We start from the raw sequence: 17963 nt of genomic DNA, 5'->3' as shown, positions 1-17963 counted from the left end.
TCCGATGGCAAGCCTCGAACTGCGAAACATCGTCAAGCGCTATAAAAGCCAGACCGTTCTCGACAATCTGTCGCTGACCGTCGCCGACGGCGAAACGCTGGTCCTGTTCGGACCGTCCGGCGCCGGCAAGACGGTGCTGTTGCGGCTGGTGGCCGGGGTCATCGACCCCGACGAGGGAAAGATCCTCATCGGCGGCGAGGACATGACCGATCTCGACGCCGAGTTCCGCGGCGTCGGCATGGCATTCCAGAACTTCGCGCTGTTCCCGCATATGACGGCGTTCGACAACATAGCCACGCCTCTGCAGGCGAAGCACTCATCGCAGGGCACGATAAAGACCGGCGTCGAGAGCGTCGCTAAGCTGTTGAAAATCGGCCATGTGCTCAGCCACAAGCCGCGGGCGCTGTCCAACGGCCAGAAGCAACGCACCGCGCTTGCCCGCGCGTTGGTCGGCTCGCCGCCGCTGCTGCTGCTCGATGATCCCTTGCGCAACGTCGATGCCAAATTGCGCTTCGAAATGCGCCTCGAGCTGCCAAGGCTGCTCGCCGATCGTGGCGCGACCGTCATCTACGTCACCCAAGACTACAAGGAAGCGATGGCGCTCGGCGACCGCATCGCGGTGATGTCGCAAGGCGTCGTCAAACAGCTCGGCACGCCCGAGCAGATCTATCGCGAGCCGGCCAATGTCGAGATTGCCCGGCTGTTCGGCGACCCGACCATCAACCTTCTGGACGTCAAGCCGTCGCGGGACGCCAAGGGCATCTATGTCGGCCTGTCCAACGTCCAGGTCCATCTCGCCGGCGCGCATGAGGCGGCGGTCGGCCGTGATTGCGTGATCGGCCTGCGGCCGGAGGCTCTGGCGTTTGTTGATGAAGGCACGCCCGGCGCCATCCCGGTGACGGTCGAGGCTGAGACGCCGCTCAACGAGAAGATCGTCACCCTGGCGCGAACCGTGCGCGGCCGTGAAATCTTGGTCTCGCGTCCGTCCGGGACACCTGGCCAATCCGAGGGCAGGGCGCATATAGCCGTCGACAGCAAAAGCGCCCTGCTGTTCGATCGCGCGAGCGGCGAGCGCATTGGCTCGAAAAACGTCGTCAATTTGCGCAGTGGAGAAGCGGCATGAGCCCAAGCGCAATCACCCTCTCAGGCGTCGACAAGTTCTACGGTCCGATCGACCGCGGTGTGCATGCGGTCAAGAACCTGACGATGGAAATCGCCAAGGGCGAGATCGTGGCGCTGCTCGGCTCGTCCGGTTGCGGCAAGACCTCGACATTGCGTATGATCGCAGGCTTCGAAGAGGTCTCGCGTGGCACCATCGCGGTTGCCGGCCGCAAGGTGCACACGTTGCCGCCGGTCAGGCGCAACGTCGCAATGGCCTTCGAGGGCTATTCGCTCTATCCGCCCCTGACCGTGCGCGAGAACATGGCCTTCGCCCTCAAGGCGGCCAGGCTGGCGAAGAGTGCGGTCGATGCAAAGGTTGCCAACATCGCCAAGCTGCTCGAGATCGAGGACATTCTCGAGCGCTATCCGAGCTCGATCTCCGGTGGCCAGCAGCAGCGCGCCAGCCTCGGCCGGGCGCTGATCCGCGAGGCCGACCTGCATCTGCTGGACGAGCCGATGGGCCAGCTCGAGCCGCAGCTTCGCGCCGTGCTGCGCGGCCGCATCAAGCATTTCATCAAGGAGCGTGGCCTGACCGCGATCCTGGTCACGCACGACCAGACCGAGGCCAATGCGCTGGCCGATCGCATCGCCGTCATGGAGGGCGGCGTGCTGCAGCAGTTCGATACGCCTGACAGGCTCAAGGAACGGCCGGCAAACCTGTTCACCGGCACCTTCGTCGGCGAGCCGCCGATGAATGTCTTCGAGGCCTATGTCGGCACGGCTGCCGACAAGATCAGTCTCAAGCTGCCCGACGGGCTTTCGCTCGACTACGACAAGGACGCGTTCAGCGGCCCAGTTCGCGATGAATTGCTCAACCGGCAACGCGTCGTCATCGGTGTCAGGCCCTATGCCGTCCGCCGCTCCAAGGACGGTGTGCCGGCCACGGTTTCGGCCAATCAATGGCTCGGCGACCAGACCCATATCGCCGCCGACTTCGCCGGCGGCTCGCTGGTTCTGGTCGAACATGACCGGACTCGCCTGGAACTCGGGGCGCCTATCAAGGTCAGCATCGATCCAAAAAACCTGCACGTCTTCGATCAGGCGAGCGGCGACGCCATTTCGCACGGCACGGAGCTTGCCTGATGCGGGATGTGCTGATCGGCATCGACGCCGGCACGTCTGTTATCAAATCCGTCGCCTTCGACACGGCGGGCAGGCAGATCGCGGCAGCCGCGCTGCCGAACAGATACGAGACACTGCCGGGTGGCGGCGCCGAGCAGGACCTAGTCCGCACCTGGGCCGATACCGCGACGACCTTGCGCCAACTGGCCGACAAGGTGCCGGATCTCGCCAGCCGGACCATTGCCATCGCCGTGACCGGGCAGGGCGACGGCACCTGGCTGATCGACAAGGATGGCGAGCCGGTGGCCAAGGGCTGGCTGTGGCTCGACGCGCGCGCTGCCGCCGTCGTCGAGGAGATCCGCGCGCGGCCCGAAGACCGGCTGCGCTTCGAAAAGACCGGCAGCGGGCTCGCTGCCTGCCAGCAGGGGTCGCAATTCGTCTTCATGAAGCGCCACATGCCCGCGATGCTTGCCAATGCAGCGACGGCGTTCCACTGCAAGGACTGGCTTTATTTCAAGTTGACCGGCCAACGCGCCACCGACCCGTCCGAAGGCACCTTCACCTTCGGCGACTTCCGCACGCGCAGCTATTGCGACGATGTTCTTGAGGTGCTCGGCGTCACCGATCTCAGGCATCTGCTGCCGCCCATCGTCGATGGCACCAGGCAAAGCACCGCACTGTCGGCGACAGCAGCCGATGCGACCGGCCTGCTTGCCGGCACGCCGGTCGTTCTGGCCTATGTCGATGTCGCCTGCACGGCGCTCGGCGCCGGCCTGTTCGATCGCGAGCGCAAGCCGGGATGCTCGATAATCGGCTCCACCGGAATGCATATGCGGCTTGCCGAGACGCCGGACGAGGTTCTGCTCAACGAAGCTGCAACCGGCTACACGATGACCATGCCGGCACCGGGCGTCTTTGCGCAGATGCAGTCGAACATGGCGGCAACGCTCAACATCGACTGGGTCCTCGGCCTCGCCTCCGGCATTCTCGCCTCGCAAGGTATCACGCGGACCAATGGCGAGATGATCGCGCTGGTCGACCAGTGGATATCGTCGTCCGAGCCAGGCTCGCTGCTCTACCAGCCCTATGTCTCCGAGGCGGGCGAGCGCGGCCCGTTCGTCGATGCCAATGCCAGGGCCGGTTTCGTCGGCATTTCGTCCAGGCACGGCTATGCCGACATGGTTCGTGCGGTGTTCGAAGGGCTGGCTTTCGCGGCACGCGATTGCTACGCCGCCATGGGGCCGCTGCCCGAGGAAATCCGCCTGACTGGTGGAGCGGCCAGGAGCCCGGCTCTGCGCAAGATCCTGGGTGCTGCGGTCGGCGCCGACATTCGCACCAGCGAGCGCGAGGAGGCCGGTGCTGCGGGCGCTGCGATGATTGCTGCGGTCTGCGTCGGCCAGTACGCATCAATGGACGATTGCGTCAGTGAATGGGTCACGCCTTTGCTCCGTGCGGCCGAACCTAGCGACCGAAAACTTGCCGCTGCCTACGAGGCGATTGTTCCGTCCTACACATTGGCGCATGAGGCGCTGCGGCCGGTCTGGCGTTCGCTGGCCGCATCCAGACAAACTGACGTGAATTGAGAAGAGCATGCCCAACAAAATTGCGATCATCGGCGACCGCTTCATGCTTCCGGAAGTGTTTCGCGAGAAAATCGAAGCGGCCTGCGGCGATAATCTCGACATCCGCACCATTGAGACCGCATGGCCCGACGAGCCGATGGAATTCGGCAATGCGGCGCTCGGCCTCGACAAGGTCAAGGAATATTTCGGTGATCCGGACGAGGTGGTCGATTTTATCGGCGATGCCGAAATCTTCGTCACCCAGCTTGCGCCGCTTTCCGAAACCATGATGCAGCGCTTGCCGGCGCTCAGGCTGGTTGCGGTGTCGCGCGGCGGGCCGATCAACATCGACATGGCTGCCGCCAACGCCCATGGCATCACCGTGGTCAATGTGCCCGGCCGCAACGCCAGCGCGGTGGCCGAGTTCACCATCGGCGCCATTCTCGCCGAGACGCGGCTGATCCGCGTCGGCCACGAAGCCTTGCGCAAGGGCGAGTGGCGCGGCGATCTCTACCGCGCCGACCGCACCGGCCGCGAGCTCAACGAAATGACCGTTGGCGTCATCGGCTATGGCAATATCGGCACCAGGCTGGTTCGGCTGCTGCGCGCATTCGGCTGCCGCATCCTGGTCTCCGATCCCTATGTGCAATTGAGCGTCGAGGACCGCAATGCCGGCGTCGAGCTGGTTGCGCTGGACGATCTCCTGTCGCGCTCCGATGTGGTCACGCTGCATTCCCGGGTCACCGAGGAGACGCGCGGCCTGATCGGCAAGGACGCCATTGCCCGGATGAAGCCCGGCGTGATCTTCGTCAATACCGCGCGCGGACCGCTGGTCGACTACGATGCGCTCTACGAGGGGCTCGTCTCGGGGCAGATCGGCAGTGCCATGCTGGAGACGTTCGCCGTCGAGCCGGTGCCGGCCGACTGGCCGCTGCTGCAGCTGCCGAATGTGACGCTGACGCCGCATATCGCCGGCGCGTCGGTACGCACGGTGACTTATGCTGCCGAGCAGGCGGCCGAGGAAGTGCGCCGCTTCATCGCCGGCCTGCCGCCGGCCAATCCATGCTGACGACAGGGCATAGAGCGAGATGAGCGGTGACAGCGAAATCGTCGATCTCTTCGTCATTGGCGGCGGCGTCAATGGCGCCGGCATTGCGCGCGATGCAGCAGGCCGGGGGCTGTCGGTCATTCTTTGCGAAAAAGACGATCTCGCCGAAGGCACCAGTTCTAGATCAGGAAAGCTCGTCCATGGCGGTTTGCGCTATCTCGAATATTACGAGTTCCGCCTGGTGCGCGAGGCGCTGATCGAGCGCGAGGTACTGCTGGAATCCGCACCGCACATCATCTGGCCGATGCGCTTCGTGCTGCCGCACAGCCCGGATGATCGGCCGGCCTGGCTGGTCCGGCTCGGCCTGTTCCTCTACGACCATCTTGGCGGCCGCAAGCGGCTGCCGGCCACTCGCACGCTTGACCTGCGCACCGCACCCGAGGGCGCGCCGATCAAGGACAGCTTCAAACGCGGCTTCGAATATTCCGACTGCTGGGTCGACGACGCCCGCCTGGTCGTCATCAACGCGCTCGACGCCGCGGAGCGTGGGACCAGGATATTCACCCGCACTGCCTGCACCGCCGCCCGCCGCGAAAACGGCCTGTGGTCGGTGGAGATGCGCGACGGTCGAACCGGCGTCAGGACCACGGTTCGGGCACGGGCGCTGGTCAACGCCGCCGGCCCCTGGGTCAATGACATCATCAATCGCGTCGCTGGCCAGAATTCCAGGCGCAACGTGCGCCTGGTCAAGGGCAGCCACATCGTCGTGCCGAAATTCTGGGAAGGCCGGCAAGCCTATCTCGTCCAGAACAGCGACAAGCGCGTGATCTTCATCAATCCCTACCAGAACGATCTGGCGCTGATCGGCACCACCGACATTCCTTATGACGGGCGGCCGGAAGACGTGACCGCCGACGCCAGCGAGGTCGACTACCTGATTAAGGTGGTCAACCGCTACTTCAAGCGCCAGCTTGCGCGCAGCGACGTCGTCTACTCGTTTTCCGGCGTCAGGCCGCTTTATGACGACAATGCCGACAATCCGAGCGCGGTCACCCGCGACTATATTTTCGAGCTCGACGTGGCGGCGGGACAGGCGCCGCTGCTTTCCGTCTTCGGTGGCAAGATCACCACCTTCCGCAAGCTGGCCGAGCACGCGCTCGACCGCATCGCCCCGTTCTTCCCGAAGATGGGCAAGCCGTGGACCTCGAAAGGACATCTGCCAGGCGGCGATATCGCCAATGCCGATTTCGAGCAGTTCCTCGGTGACCTCGGCCACGAATATCCCTGGATGCCGGCCTCGCTGGTCAAGCATTATGGCCGGCTCTACGGCACAAGGACGCGTGATCTGGTCGGCGCGGCCGGTTCGCTCGCTGAACTGGGGCGGCGCTTCGGCAAGGATTTGTTCGAGCGCGAAGCCAATTACCTGTTCGAGCATGAATGGGCCGAGACGGCCGCCGATATTCTCGAACGGCGCACCAAACACGGACTGCATCTGTCCGCCGCAGAAAGAACCGCCTTCGAAGACTGGTGCTCGAGCCGGCTGGCGAAGGCAGGCTGATGGCCTTTACGCTGTCCCTCAACACCAACCCGCTGGTCAATCGTTTCGCCGAACCGGACGATCTGATCGATGCGATCGCCTACGACATCGGCATCCGCGACGTGCAGCTCACGCATGAATTCGTCAATCCCGGTTGGCCGGCGGCGACGATCGCCAAATTCATCCGCCTGTTCCGCTCCGCTCTCAACCGCACCGGCGTGCGTGTGACCTCCGCGATGACCGGCCCCTACGGCCGGCTCAATCATTTCGGCCATCCCGATGCCGACGTGCGGCGCTATTATGTCGACTGGTTCAAGACCTTTGCCGAAATTTCGGCCGAGCTCGGCGCCCGCGGCATGGGCACGCAATTCGCGATCTTCACTCATCGTGACTATGACGATCCCGAGCGTCGCGCGCGGCTTTTCGAGATCGCGCTGGAATGCTGGCGCGCGGTCGCCGAGCACGCCAAAGCGGCCGGCTTGACCTACCTGTTCTGGGAGCCGATGTCGGTCGGCCGCGAGTTCGGCCATACGATCGAAAGCTGCCGGACGCTGCAGAGCGAGATCGATGCGGCCGGCATGGCGATCCCGCTCAAGATGATGGTCGATATCGACCATGGCGACGTGACGTCGAGCAATCCGGACGACATCGACCCCTATGCCTGGGCCGAAGCCTTTCCAAAGGAATCGCCGATCATCCACGTCAAGCAATCCTCAATGAACAAGGGTGGCCATTGGCCGTTCATTGCCGCCTACAACAAGGACGGCCGCATCACGCCGGAAAAGCTGCTGGACACTGTTCGCCGTGGCGGCGGCGTCGACAATGAGATCTGCCTCGAATTGTCGTTCCGCGAACGCGAGCCCGTCGACCACCAGGTCGTCGCCATGATCCGCGAATCGGTCGACTATTGGGCGCCCTTCATCGAGGCCGGCAGGGCCGGTCTTTTGCCGAAAGCATGATGGATGAGCAGGTGCCGACGCGGCTCCTGCTCAGAACCGGAATATGTCAGCCGAATTTCGGATCGAGACTGCCCGACTTGTAGCGCTTGGCCATTTCCGAGACCGGCAGCGGCTTGATCCTCGGTGCGTTGCCGGCAGTGCCGAACTGCTCGAAACGCTCCTTGCACAGCTTCCGCATGGCGGCCATCGCCGGCGTCAGATATTTGCGCGGATCGAATTCGCTCGGGTTCTCGGTCAGCACCTTGCGGATCGCGCCGGTCAGCGCCATGCGGTTGTCGGTATCGATATTGATCTTGCGCACGCCATGCTTGATGCCGCGCTGGATTTCCTCGACCGGCACCCCCCATGTCGGCTTCATCTGGCCGCCATATTTGTTGATGATCTCCTGCAGCTCCTCCGGCACCGAGGACGAGCCGTGCATGACGAGGTGCATGTTCGGCAAGCGGCGGTGGATTTCCTCGATGACGTTCATGGCAAGCACCGCGCCGTCCGGCTTGCGGCTGAACTTGTAGGCGCCGTGGCTGGTGCCCATGGCGACGGCCAGCGCATCGACACGGGTGTCGCGCACGAACTGTTCGGCCTGAACCGGGTCGGTCAGCAGCTGATCGTGGCTGATGACGCCCTCGACGCCATGGCCGTCCTCCTGTTCGCCGCCGCCCATCTCTAGCGATCCGAGAACGCCGATCTCGCCCTCCACCGACACGCCGCCCCAATGCGCCATATCGACGACGCGGCGGGTGATACCGGAATTATAGGCGTAGTCGGCCGGCGTCTTGCCGTCTTCCTTCAGCGATCCGTCCATCATCACCGAGGTGAAGCCGTACTGGATTGCGGTAACGCAGGTCGCTTCGTTGTTGCCATGGTCGAGATGCATGCAGACCGGGATATCAGGATGGATTTCGACCAGCGCGTCGATCAGCTTGGCCAGCACGACATCGTTGGCGTAGGCCCGCGCGCCGCGGCTCGCCTGCAGGATGACCGGCGATTTGGTCTCCTCGGCTGCCTCCATGATGGCGAGGCCCTGTTCCATATTGTTCATGTTGAAGGCAGGCACGCCATAACCGTATTCGGCGGCATGATCGAGCAATTGTCTCAGTGTGATGCGAGCCACTCAGTAGTCTCCCGTATCCGGTTTCGAGCCAGTGTTTGCGGGCTGTTCGGCTATTGTCGAGCCCGCTAAAGCTTCTGGCCGGATTTCCGCTGCACCGCAACCGCTGGACGCCCGGCCGACAGCAATTCTTGTTACGGCACGCCGTCAGAAACGTCATGATATCCCAGGCAGATATAACATTATCACAAAAATACTGGTGGCTATGCGACGTTTCCTGTTATATCTCGGAACGTGGTTCGGATTGCACGAGGAAGCCGCGGAAATGAAGAGCGACGGCCGTCGGCAAGGCATCATGGATTTTCTGATGGACACCGGCACCGCCAGTGTCGACGATCTTGCCTCGCGCTTCGGCGTCTCCAAGATGACCGTCCACCGCGACCTCGACGAGCTCGAGGAGGGCGGCTTCCTGCGCAAGGTACGCGGCGGCGCCTCGATTCAGCCGAGCAGCCTTTTCGAGAGCGATTTCCGCTACCGCCAGAGACTGGCCGGCGACGAGAAAAAGCGCATCGCCGCCGCTGCCGTGACGATGATCGAACCGGGTCAGACGGTGATCATCGACGACGGCTCGACCGCGGGCGGCGTTGCTCGGCATCTCGTCGATCTGCGTCCGCTGACGGTGATCTCGAACAATCTGGCTGTCATCCAGGATTTGGCGGGCGTTGCCGGCATCAACCTGATTGCGCTCGGCGGCCAGTACAGCAAGAAGTTTCACGGCTTCTTCGGCCTGCTCGCCGAAGATACACTGAAATCATTGCGCGCCGATGTCGCCTTCCTGTCGTCATCGGCTATCCACGGCGCTTCCGCCTTTCACCAGGATCAGGAAGTGGTCCAGACCAAACGGCTGATGATGGCCGCTGCGGCGCGCAAATATCTGCTGGTCGATCACGGCAAGTTCGGCCGCACAGCCTTGCATTTCCTGACCGATCTCAAGGCTTTCGATACCGTCTTCACCGGCCGCGAGCCGCAGCCGCAGATGCGTGCGGCGCTGGATGGTGACGGCGTGTCGCTGACAGTGGTCGCAGAGTAGGAGGAGCACGCATGGTTTACTGGGTCGGCACCAGCTGGAAAATGAACAAGACGCTCGCCGAGGCGATGGCTTTCACGAGGGCATTGGCCGAGTTCGTCCCCGGTTTCGACGAGCGCATCCAGCCCTTCGTCATCCCACCCTTCACGGCGGTCCGCGAGGTCAAGAAAGCGCTGTCGCCGACGCGCATCAAGGTCGGCGCGCAGAACATGCATTGGGCTGACGCCGGCGCCTGGACCGGCGAGATCTCGCCGGTAATGCTGAAAGACTGCGAACTTGATATGGTAGAGTTGGGCCACAGCGAACGGCGCGAGCATTTCGGCGAGACCGACAAGGCTGTCGGGCTGAAGACCGCAGCGGCGGTGAAGCACGGTCTCGTGCCACTGATCTGCGTCGGCGAGACTTTGGCTCAACGCGACAGCGGGCAGGCGGATACGGTGCTGGCCTTGCAGGTGCACGGCGCGCTGCAGTTTCTCGAAGGCGCGGCCAGGGCGGCGACGATCCTGTTTGCCTATGAGCCGGTCTGGGCGATCGGCGACAAGGGCGTGCCGGCAAGCTCGGACTATGCCGGCAGACAGCAGGCGCTGATCAAGGAAATCGCGCGCGACCTGCTGCTGGCCGTGCCGCCGGTGCTTTATGGCGGCAGCGTCAATCCGCAAAATGCCGCCGAACTGATCGGACAGTCTCATATAGACGGCTTGTTCATCGGCCGTTCCGCCTGGCAGGCGGACGGCTATATAGACATCCTCAAACGCGCCTCAGCGGCGATCTGAACCATCGAACAGGAAGGAAACCGAACATGAAAATAGCCATTGGAGCCGACAGCGCCGGCAAACCGCTGCTCGATGTCATCGCCGCTCACCTCGCCACCAAGCCCGGCCTCACGGTCAGCGATCTCAGCCAGACGGGCTACTACGCCGACCTGTCGCAGAAGCTCGCCCAGACCATCCTGGACGGCGAGAACGATCGCGGCATCCTGTTTTGCGGCACCGGCATCGGCGTATCCATTTCCGCCAACAAGGTTCCGGGCATTCGCGCCGCACTCACCCACGACACCTATTCGGCCGAGCGCGCTGCAAAATCCAACAACGCCCAGATCATCACCATGGGCGCGCGCGTCATCGGCCCGGAATTGGCCAAGTCGATCGTCGATGCATGGCTTGCCTCGGAATTCGATGAGATGGGACCGTCGGCCGGCAATGTCCAGGCGATCGACAGGCTCGATGCAGCGAAGGTCCGTTAAGCCAGACTGTCCCGTATCGCATTGATGATCGTCACGGCCGACGCGGCGCCGGGATCCATATGCCCGAGCGATCGTTCGCCGAGCCGCGAGGAGCGGCCCTTCGCGGCGATCATATCCTTGGTCGCCTCGGCGCCCCGTTCGGCCGCGGCGAGTGCAGTTTCCAAGCTCTCCAACAGGGTCTTGCCGGCTTCCTGCGCGGCGCCCGCTGCCTGCGCTGCCGGCAGCCATGCGTCGACCATGGTCTTTTCGCCGAGCTCGGCCTTGCCGCGATCCTGGATGCCTTGCGCCATCGCCCGGAGCATGGCGATGACGTCAGCATCCTCCAGAATTGCCCTGCCTTTGACAGCGGCGGCAGCGCGCATGAAGGCGGTCGCATAGAGCGGGCCTGACGAGGCGCCGACGGCGTTGAGGAACGACTTTGCTGCGGTGTTGAGCAGCGCCGTCGGTCCGGTCGCCGCGAGGTCGAGTTGCGCCAGCGCGTCGCGCACAGCGCCAAAGCCGAGCGCCATCGCAATGCCATGGTCGGCATCGCCGATGACGCCGTCGAGCCGGCAGAGCCGGTCCTTGTCGGCATCGATCGCCACGGCGATCGCATCGAACATTCTTTTCAAGCCGGCTGAGTCGATCGAGGTCATGATGCCCTCTCAGCCGGCGCGGAACATGGCGCAGTCGCAAGGGTGGTCGAGCATCTCCTGCAATTCGCCGTCGAGATGCATCAGCGTCACTGAGGCGCCGGCCATTTCGAGCGACGTGCAATAATTGCCGACCCAGGTCGCGTGGACGGAAACGCCGATGTCGTCGAGCCTCTGCTTGACCCGCCGGTTCATGATGTAGAGCTCCATCAGCGGCGTCGAACCGAGCGAATTGACCAGCACGGCGACCTTGTCGCCGCGCGTCGGCGCCATCTCGTCTAGGATCTTGTCCAGCATCTCGTCGGTGATCTCGTCGGCCGTCTTTAGTTTTCCACGCGCGGTGCCCGGCTCGCCATGGATGCCCATGCCGATCTCCATCTCGTCCGGTCCGATCTCGAAATTCGGCCAGCGGGTCTGCGGCAGCGAACAGGGCGAAAGCGCCACGCCCATAGTGAACGTCTGATCGTTGGCCTTCCTGGCGATACGCTCGCATTCATCGAATGACAGCATCCGGTCGCATGCGGCACCGACAGCCTTGAAGATGAAGAAATTGCCGGCGACGCCGCGCCGCTTCTGTCTCTGGTCGCGCGGCGCCGAGGCGACATCGTCGGTGGTCAGAACGGTGCGCACTTCGATGTTGTCCATTGCCGCCATTTCGGCGGCCATGTCGAAATTCATCACGTCGCCGGCATAGTTGCCGTACATGAATAGCACGCCAGCACCGCCGCTGGCCGCCTTGGCGCATTCAAGAATCGGGTCCGGCGGCGGCGAGGCAAAAACGTTGCCGATCGCGGCCGCGTCGGCAAGCCCCTTGCCGACGAAGCCGAGGAAGGTCGGCTCGTGGCCCGAGCCACCACCGATGACGAGGCCGACCTTGCCGGGGCGTGGCCCGTCGCGGGCGATGATGGAGCGGGGGCTGCCGTCCGCACGTCTGAGATGGCGCGGATGCGCGGCCAGAATGCCCTCCAGCATCTCGTCGACGGAGCGGTTGCCGTCATTGATGATCTTCTTGGTCTGCACCGGCATCCTCCCTGGTTTTCGTGAGATACTACAGCGCCTTACCGGGATTTCCACCCGGCGACGGAGATTTCACGCCGCGATGCGTTCGCGTGCCGCCAGCAGTTGCACGCAGGCGCTGGCCGCCTCTTTGCCCTTGACCCTGAAATGCTCGAAAAAGAAGCGGTGATGGTCAGCGCTGTCATGGTAGTTGTGCGGCGTCAGCACCGCCGACAGCACCGGCACGCCAGTTGACAATTGCACGTTCATCATGCCGTCGATGACCGCGCTCGCCACGAACTCATGCCGGTAGATGCCGCCATTGACGACGAACGCGGCGCCGAGGATAGCGGCATAGCGGCCGGTCTCGGCAAGCGTTTTTGCATGCAGGGGAATCTCATAGGCGCCCGGCACATCGAAGACATCGACGGCAAAGCGTTTCTCCCCGGCAACCGCCAGTTCCGCCTCGAATGCTTCAACGCATTGGTCGACGATATCGGCGTGCCAGCGCGCCCAATGACGGCAACGCGGATCGTTTCATAGTCGTTCTGGGAATGCTGATTCATGGGTCCATCCTTCCGTTTCGAACCAGAATCAGGACGCACGATACGGAGTCCGAACCGCGAAAGCGGACCGTCTTCCATTCGTTCTCTTCCATCCGGACTGTGACCGTCGGCTCCGGAATCTCACCGGATCTGCTGACCCCTCCGGCTAACCGGAAAGCGCTCGCGGGCTTGGGCCGAGACCCTTACCGCCGGTGGGGACTTTCACCCCGCCCTGAGAACATTGACGGCGTTGTATGGAAGGCCGGATAACGCTGTCAACCACCGACGTCGTCGCGGATGGCGCAGAAATAGCCATCCGGTCCGACTTGGTCACCCTTGAGGGCGAGGGAGGCGCTGATAAGTTGCAGCATCAAATGGCGATCACGGGCAAGGCAGGCAGCACCTTGTCCAAGGTGATGGGAAATTCACGCACACGCACTCCGGTCGCGTTGTAGACGGCGTTGGCGACAGCAGCCCCCGCACCGCAGACGCCGAGCTCGCCGAGGCCCTTCGCGCCAAGCGGATTGGCCTTGTCGTCGTCTTCCTCGAGGAAGACCACGTCCATCGCGGGGACGTCGCCATTGACCGGCACATGATACTCGGCAAGATCGTGATTGACGAAGTGGCCGTAGCGCGGGTCGAGCACCGTCTGCTCCATCAGCGCTGCACCAATCCCCCAGGTCATGCCGCCGATGATTTGCGAACGCGCGGTCTTGGCGTTGAGGATACGGCCCGCGCCGATCACTGCCAGCATCCGGCGCATGCGGATTTCACCGGTATCGCAATCGACAGCGACCTCGGCGAAATGCGCTCCGTACGAATGCTGCGAATAAGTTTTGTATGACTGGGTGGTAGCGCCTGCGGCTACGGAGCCTTCGGCCTCGAACCCGTCGGGAGCGATCCCTCGGATGAGATCGGCCAGGCTCGCCGACCGCTGGCCGATCCTGACTTCGCTGTCGGCAAATCTTGCCTCGGTGGTGTTCGCGCCGCGCAACGGCGAGGCCTCGCTCGACTGCGCCGCCTCCAAGATCCGTTCCTTGAGGGCGTTGCACGCATTATACAAGGCCGAACCCGCGCTTGCTGCGCCCCAGGACCCGCCGGAGCCGGCGGTACGCGGGAAACGGCTGTCGCCGAGCTCCACCTTGACAGACGAGATCGGCAGGCCAAGGCTCTCGGCGGCAATCTGGGTCAGGATCGTATAGGTGCCGGTCCCAATATCGGTCATGTCGAGCCGCGCCGTAACCCGACCGTCCCGGTCGATCGCAACTCGCGCCGTCGCCGCGCCGATGTAGTTCGGACGGATCGCCGCCGCCATGCCGTAGCCGATAAGCTTGCGGCCCTCCCCGGTTCGGCCCGGTGTCGGGTTTCTCCGCTTCCAACCGAAACGGCGGACGCCTTCCTCAATGCAGGCGACGAGATTGCGGGTGGAGAACGGCACTCCGCGTTCGGGATCCTGTGCCGGTTCGTTGCGGATCCTGAGTTCGATCGGGTCCAGACCGACCCGCTCGGCGAGCTCATCCATGGCGCATTCGAAAGCCAGCATGCCGGGCGCTTCGCCGGGCGAGCGCATCCATTCGCCGCGGTTGATGTCCAGCGAAACCAGGCGATGGCGGGTGAGACGGTTCGGCGCCGCATAGAGCGAGCGTGCAAAAACTGCCGTTTGTTCGCAGTACTCCTCGAAGCTGGACGTTGCGGACCAGACATCGTGCGCGATCCCGGTGAGCCGCCCGTCAGTGTCCGCGCCGAGACGTACCTGTTGGACCATCTCTGCGCGATGACCGGCATTGGCGAACATCTGTTGCCGCGTCAGCGCGATCTTCACGGGGCGCTGCAGGACCTGCGCTGCAAGTGCGGCCAGGATCGTATCGGCATGGGCAATCAGCTTGGAGCCGAAGCCCCCGCCGGTGAAAGGGCTCACGATGCGCACTCGCTCGAGCGGGATGCGAAGCGTGCTGGCGACCCCGGCCCGGAAGTTCGCGAGGGTCTGCGCCGATGTACGGATCGTCAGCTCGTTGCCTGACCAGGCGGCGAGCGTCGCATGCGGCTCCATCGGATTGTGATGTTCGAAGGGGGTCCCGTAAGTGGCATCGATCTTGATCGGCGCCGTCGCAAAGGCGCGCTCGAAGTCGCCGACCACGCTGTCGGTCTCGAAGCCGGCATTGGTCCGCTTTGGCGCGTAGGAGTCGGCGATATGTCCCGGTAGATCGTAGAGGCCCGGCTCCTCGTCGTAGCGTACTCTGATGAGGCCCGCAGCAGCGCGTGCCGCCTCGAATGTCTCCGCAACGACCAGCGCGACCGGCTCGTCGTAATACCGCACCCGATCGCTGTTGAGCGCAGGCCGGGCGCGGGTGAAGACCTCCGGCACCGTCGGCGTGACCGCCGGGCCGAAATCCGGCTGGGCCGGCGCATTGCGGTGCGTCATGACGAGCAGCACTGCCGGCGCCCGTTCGGCTTCGGTCGTGTCGATCTCGGCGATGCGGCCCTTGGCGACGGCGGCGCCGAGAATGTAGCCATAGGCTGTACCATCCAGCTCATTCTCGTAAGCGTATGTGGCGCCGCCCGTCACTTTGAGCGGACCGTCGATGCGGTCGATCGGCCTCCCGATGATGCCAGCACCGGGACGCGGTTTCACTCTTGAATGGGTGGCGGAGCCGGGCAGTCCGGGTATGGTCTCGTTCATAAGTCACCTAAAGATTTTCATTTGGAGTTCGGAAGCATCGAGGCCGCGACGACGCCTCTTTCCTCGCACCTTCATGTTCGTCGCGCAGCGGCCGGAGCTCACGCGGCGATCTCGCCGAAATACTCGCGAAACTCGACCAGCTTCCCTGTCGGGCCGGCGCGCATGAAGATCGCATGCAGGCCAGGGTAGGGCGCGCCGCTGATTGTCCCGCTCCCGCGATCGCAGACGATGACCCAGTCGGCGGCGAAGAGCTTGAGATCGACGGTCGATTTCGTGATCCTGTTTCCTTGCGCTTGATGCGCGGCGGTCCAGGCTGCGAGTGCCGGCTTGCCTTCTGGCGGTCCGTGTCGGCCTCGTTGCTCGCCGGCAGGGAATTGGAAGGTCAACGTCTCATCGCAACAATCAAGGAATGCCGTCCAGTCGCCGGAGGCCCAGCCGGCAAAGAAGGCGTCGACGGCGGCCTCGAGCACGTGACGAGCTCCCGGGTCGGATGTGGCGCCCCAAGCTGCGGCGGCAGAAACAAAAAGGCCGCCACCCGCGGCGGCAACGGCGCGTCGCGTGAGTTTCATATCGATCTCCTGCTCGTCGCCTGCATCTGGGAACCGCTGTTCGGGGTCGTCGTCTCTGTCATCGTGTCGCCTCACGCACTCTCGACGGCAGCAGCGAGTGTGTGCCGCACCGTTCGTTTCGCCAGCGGGATCTTGAAGTCATTGGCGCCATGCCCAACGGCTCCGGCGAGCGCGGCTTCGGCAGCGTCGGTAAAGGTATCGTCGGACGCCGCTGCGCCTGCCAGCCCGCGCTCCGCCTCCGTCGCGCGCCAGGGTTTCGCTGCCACGCCGCCCATGGCGATCCGAGCGCTTCGGATACGATCGCCGCTTTTTTCGACGATTGCTGCCACCGACACCAGCGCGAAGGCGTAGGAAGCTCGGTCGCGCACTTTGCGGTAAAGCTGTCGGCCGGGTGGTGGCGGCGGCAGGGTAACCGCGACGACCATTTCGCCGTGGCCGAGCACGGTCTCCACATGGGGCATTGTCTCGGGCAATCGATGGAAATCGCCGATCGGGATCGTGCGGGTCTCGCCGCCGGGCGAAACGGTCTCGATCCTGGCGTCGAGCCCGGACATGGCGACCGCCATGTCCGAAGGATGGACCGCGATGCAGGCTTCGCTCGCGCCCAGTACAGCGTGCATGCGGTTGAAGCCTTGAAGCGCCGCGCAGCCCGAACCCGGCTGGCGCTTGTTGCAGGGCATGTTGCGGTCGTAGAAGTAGGGGCAGCGCGTGCGTTGCAGGAGATTGCCGCTGGTCGAGGCCTTGTTGCGTATCTGGCCGGACGCTCCCGCCAGCAGCGCTTGTGTGAGCATCGGATAGCGGGACCTCACCCGCGGGTCGGCGGCAAGATCGCTGTTGCGGACCTGGGCGCCGACCCGAAGCCCGCCTTCTGCCGTCTCCTCGATCCGATCAAGCGGCAGCCGGCTGATGTCGACGAGATGCGCTGGGCGCTCGATATCGAGCTTCATCAGGTCGAGCAGGTTGGTGCCGCCGCTGATGAACTTGGCGTCCGGCCGGGCCGCGACCGCGGCGGCCGCCTGCTGGGCACTCGTTGCACGTTCATAAGTGAAGGACTGCATTGCTCATGCCTCCTCTGCCGCGTCGCGGATTGCAGCGACGATGTTCGGATAAGCGGCACAACGGCAGATGTTGCCGCTCATCCGCTCGCGGATCTCGGCATCGCTGAGAGCGACGGAAGCCGCTGCCACGTCGGCGCTCGCATGGCTCGGCCAGCCGGCCTTGGCTTCGCCCAGCATACCGACCGCCGAGCAGATCTGGCCTGGCGTACAGTAGCCGCACTGGAAACCGTCGCGGGCGATGAAGGCGGCCTGCACCGGATGCAGCCGGTCACCCTCGGCAAGGCCCTCGACCGTGGTGATCTCGTCGCCATCATGCATTGCGGCAAGCGTCAGGCAGGAATTGATCCGGCGTCCATCGACAAGCACCGTGCATGCGCCGCACTGGCCGTGATCGCAGCCCTTCTTCGAGCCGGTGAGGCCGAGATGGTTGCGCAGGGCATCGAGCAGCGTCGTCCGCGGGTCGAGTTCGACGGCAAGGTCCTTCGCGTTGATCCGCAACGATATCGGCATCGTCGGTACCGGCGTGCCAGATGCCGTCGCCGTGACGGTGTCGGCCGGCTCGGCGCCGACCGGTATCCCGGTAGCCAGGAGCACCCCGGTCGCCACCCCGCCCTCCAACACGGTTCGACGCGTTGGCCCCCTCCTGTTGTCTGTTTTGGCCATGTAAGATCTCCCAGTCGCAATGAAGGACGCAGACGGCAATTTGACCCCGACAGCGGACCCTCGGGTTCGGTCATCGACACTGGAGGTGGGGGCGCACGCAGCGGCTTTCTTTC

16 protein-coding genes, 1 pseudogene and 1 riboswitch are annotated in these 17963 nt (G+C 64.0%); of the genes and pseudogenes, 9 read left to right on the top strand and 8 right to left on the bottom strand.

What is annotated here, in order from left to right:
- The first annotated feature begins 4 nt into the window (after positions 1-4).
- Genes NKH29_RS21350 through NKH29_RS21325 form a run of 6 tightly spaced genes read left to right on the top strand, consistent with a single transcriptional unit; the run spans position 5 to position 7329 of the window.
- Complete coding sequence (locus tag NKH29_RS21350) at positions 5-1123, top strand: ABC transporter ATP-binding protein (protein ID WP_023716726.1); 1119 nt, start codon at positions 5-7, stop codon at positions 1121-1123.
- Positions 1120-2244: an ABC transporter ATP-binding protein gene (locus tag NKH29_RS21345; protein WP_023716727.1), complete on the top strand. Its 1125-nt coding sequence runs from the start codon at positions 1120-1122 to the stop codon at positions 2242-2244. Before NKH29_RS21350 ends, NKH29_RS21345 begins: the two co-directional genes overlap by 4 nt.
- Positions 2244-3806 (top strand): FGGY-family carbohydrate kinase, encoded by a 1563-nt coding sequence (locus tag NKH29_RS21340; RefSeq protein WP_023716728.1) that lies wholly within the window; start codon positions 2244-2246, stop codon positions 3804-3806. Before NKH29_RS21345 ends, NKH29_RS21340 begins: the two co-directional genes overlap by 1 nt.
- A gap of 7 nt (positions 3807-3813) precedes the next feature.
- Positions 3814-4854, top strand: a complete 1041-nt coding sequence (locus NKH29_RS21335; protein ID WP_352791003.1) for a 2-hydroxyacid dehydrogenase — start codon at positions 3814-3816, stop codon at positions 4852-4854.
- Positions 4855-4873: 19 nt separating this feature from the next.
- On the top strand, positions 4874-6391 hold the full coding sequence (locus tag NKH29_RS21330) for a glycerol-3-phosphate dehydrogenase (protein ID WP_023716730.1): 1518 nt from the start codon (positions 4874-4876) through the stop codon (positions 6389-6391).
- A complete protein-coding gene (locus tag NKH29_RS21325; RefSeq protein WP_023716731.1) occupies positions 6391-7329 on the top strand; it encodes a sugar phosphate isomerase/epimerase family protein in 939 nt (312 codons plus the stop codon). The genes NKH29_RS21330 and NKH29_RS21325 overlap by 1 nt, the downstream gene beginning before the upstream one ends.
- A gap of 46 nt (positions 7330-7375) precedes the next feature.
- On the opposite strand, the gene fba is transcribed toward NKH29_RS21325, so the two are convergent.
- Positions 7376-8440: a class II fructose-bisphosphate aldolase gene (fba, locus tag NKH29_RS21320; RefSeq protein WP_352547511.1), complete on the bottom strand. Its 1065-nt coding sequence runs from the start codon at positions 8438-8440 to the stop codon at positions 7376-7378.
- 262 nt (positions 8441-8702) lie between these two features.
- Between fba and NKH29_RS21315 the strand changes: the two genes are divergently transcribed.
- Genes NKH29_RS21315 through derI form a run of 3 tightly spaced genes read left to right on the top strand, consistent with a single transcriptional unit; the run spans position 8703 to position 10707 of the window.
- Complete coding sequence (locus tag NKH29_RS21315; protein ID WP_352482709.1) at positions 8703-9467, top strand: DeoR/GlpR family DNA-binding transcription regulator; 765 nt, start codon at positions 8703-8705, stop codon at positions 9465-9467.
- 11 nt (positions 9468-9478) lie between these two features.
- The gene (locus NKH29_RS21310) at positions 9479-10237 is read left to right on the top strand and encodes a triose-phosphate isomerase (protein ID WP_352791001.1); all 759 of its coding nucleotides are present in this window, start codon (positions 9479-9481) and stop codon (positions 10235-10237) included.
- A 26-nt stretch (positions 10238-10263) separates the two neighbouring features.
- Positions 10264-10707 carry a D-erythrulose-4-phosphate isomerase gene (derI, locus tag NKH29_RS21305; RefSeq protein WP_352790999.1) on the top strand — a complete coding sequence of 148 codons (444 nt, stop codon included), beginning with the start codon at positions 10264-10266 and terminating at the stop codon, positions 10705-10707.
- Here derI and dhaL read toward each other — a convergent pair.
- The 7 genes and pseudogenes from dhaL to NKH29_RS21270 all read right to left on the bottom strand — a co-directional run bounded on the left by dhaL (position 10704) and on the right by NKH29_RS21270 (position 17850).
- Positions 10704-11342, bottom strand: coding sequence for a dihydroxyacetone kinase subunit DhaL (gene dhaL, locus NKH29_RS21300; protein ID WP_352790997.1), 639 nt, complete (start codon positions 11340-11342; stop codon positions 10704-10706). The two genes, derI and dhaL, sit on opposite strands and share 4 nt — an antisense overlap.
- A 9-nt stretch (positions 11343-11351) precedes the next feature.
- Positions 11352-12359 carry a dihydroxyacetone kinase subunit DhaK gene (locus NKH29_RS21295; RefSeq protein WP_352790995.1) on the bottom strand — a complete coding sequence of 336 codons (1008 nt, stop codon included), beginning with the start codon at positions 12357-12359 and terminating at the stop codon, positions 11352-11354.
- A gap of 69 nt (positions 12360-12428) precedes the next feature.
- A pseudogene (locus NKH29_RS21290) lies at positions 12429-12901 on the bottom strand (6,7-dimethyl-8-ribityllumazine synthase).
- A 76-nt stretch (positions 12902-12977) separates the two neighbouring features.
- Positions 12978-13124: riboswitch (FMN riboswitch) on the bottom strand.
- Between the two features lie 126 nt (positions 13125-13250).
- A complete protein-coding gene (locus NKH29_RS21285) occupies positions 13251-15560 on the bottom strand; it encodes a xanthine dehydrogenase family protein molybdopterin-binding subunit (RefSeq protein ID WP_352790993.1) in 2310 nt (769 codons plus the stop codon).
- A 98-nt stretch (positions 15561-15658) separates the two neighbouring features.
- Positions 15659-16129 (bottom strand): nuclear transport factor 2 family protein, encoded by a 471-nt coding sequence (locus NKH29_RS21280; RefSeq protein ID WP_353000531.1) that lies wholly within the window; start codon positions 16127-16129, stop codon positions 15659-15661.
- Positions 16130-16200: 71 nt separating this feature from the next.
- On the bottom strand, positions 16201-17187 hold the full coding sequence (locus tag NKH29_RS21275; protein ID WP_352590262.1) for an FAD binding domain-containing protein: 987 nt from the start codon (positions 17185-17187) through the stop codon (positions 16201-16203).
- A 3-nt stretch (positions 17188-17190) separates the two neighbouring features.
- Positions 17191-17850: a 2Fe-2S iron-sulfur cluster-binding protein gene (locus tag NKH29_RS21270; RefSeq protein ID WP_352493972.1), complete on the bottom strand. Its 660-nt coding sequence runs from the start codon at positions 17848-17850 to the stop codon at positions 17191-17193.
- Between the last annotated feature and the right edge of the window lie 113 nt (positions 17851-17963).

Source organism: Mesorhizobium sp. M1295, from assembly GCF_040318135.1.
Classification (GTDB): domain Bacteria; phylum Pseudomonadota; class Alphaproteobacteria; order Rhizobiales; family Rhizobiaceae; genus Mesorhizobium.
Note: the sequence above shows the minus strand (reverse complement) of the source record. Positions and strands in the feature narration are given on the sequence as shown.

What these genes read in the sequence shown, in the direction of transcription:
- NKH29_RS21350 (WP_023716726.1), top strand. Translation starts at nt 5, where the DNA reads ATGGCAAGCCTCGAACTGCGAAACATCGTCAAGCGCTATAAAAGCCAG.
- NKH29_RS21345 (WP_023716727.1), top strand. Translation starts at nt 1,120, where the DNA reads ATGAGCCCAAGCGCAATCACCCTCTCAGGCGTCGACAAGTTCTACGGT.
- NKH29_RS21340 (WP_023716728.1), top strand. Translation starts at nt 2,244, where the DNA reads ATGCGGGATGTGCTGATCGGCATCGACGCCGGCACGTCTGTTATCAAA.
- NKH29_RS21335 (WP_352791003.1), top strand. Translation starts at nt 3,814, where the DNA reads ATGCCCAACAAAATTGCGATCATCGGCGACCGCTTCATGCTTCCGGAA.
- NKH29_RS21330 (WP_023716730.1), top strand. Translation starts at nt 4,874, where the DNA reads ATGAGCGGTGACAGCGAAATCGTCGATCTCTTCGTCATTGGCGGCGGC.
- NKH29_RS21325 (WP_023716731.1), top strand. Translation starts at nt 6,391, where the DNA reads ATGGCCTTTACGCTGTCCCTCAACACCAACCCGCTGGTCAATCGTTTC.
- NKH29_RS21315 (WP_352482709.1), top strand. Translation starts at nt 8,703, where the DNA reads ATGAAGAGCGACGGCCGTCGGCAAGGCATCATGGATTTTCTGATGGAC.
- NKH29_RS21310 (WP_352791001.1), top strand. Translation starts at nt 9,479, where the DNA reads ATGGTTTACTGGGTCGGCACCAGCTGGAAAATGAACAAGACGCTCGCC.
- derI (WP_352790999.1), top strand. Translation starts at nt 10,264, where the DNA reads ATGAAAATAGCCATTGGAGCCGACAGCGCCGGCAAACCGCTGCTCGAT.
- dhaL (WP_352790997.1), bottom strand. Translation starts at nt 11,342, where the DNA reads ATGACCTCGATCGACTCAGCCGGCTTGAAAAGAATGTTCGATGCGATC.
- NKH29_RS21285 (WP_352790993.1), bottom strand. Translation starts at nt 15,560, where the DNA reads ATGAACGAGACCATACCCGGACTGCCCGGCTCCGCCACCCATTCAAGA.
- NKH29_RS21280 (WP_353000531.1), bottom strand. Translation starts at nt 16,129, where the DNA reads ATGAAACTCACGCGACGCGCCGTTGCCGCCGCGGGTGGCGGCCTTTTT.
- NKH29_RS21275 (WP_352590262.1), bottom strand. Translation starts at nt 17,187, where the DNA reads ATGCAGTCCTTCACTTATGAACGTGCAACGAGTGCCCAGCAGGCGGCC.
- NKH29_RS21270 (WP_352493972.1), bottom strand. Translation starts at nt 17,850, where the DNA reads ATGGCCAAAACAGACAACAGGAGGGGGCCAACGCGTCGAACCGTGTTG.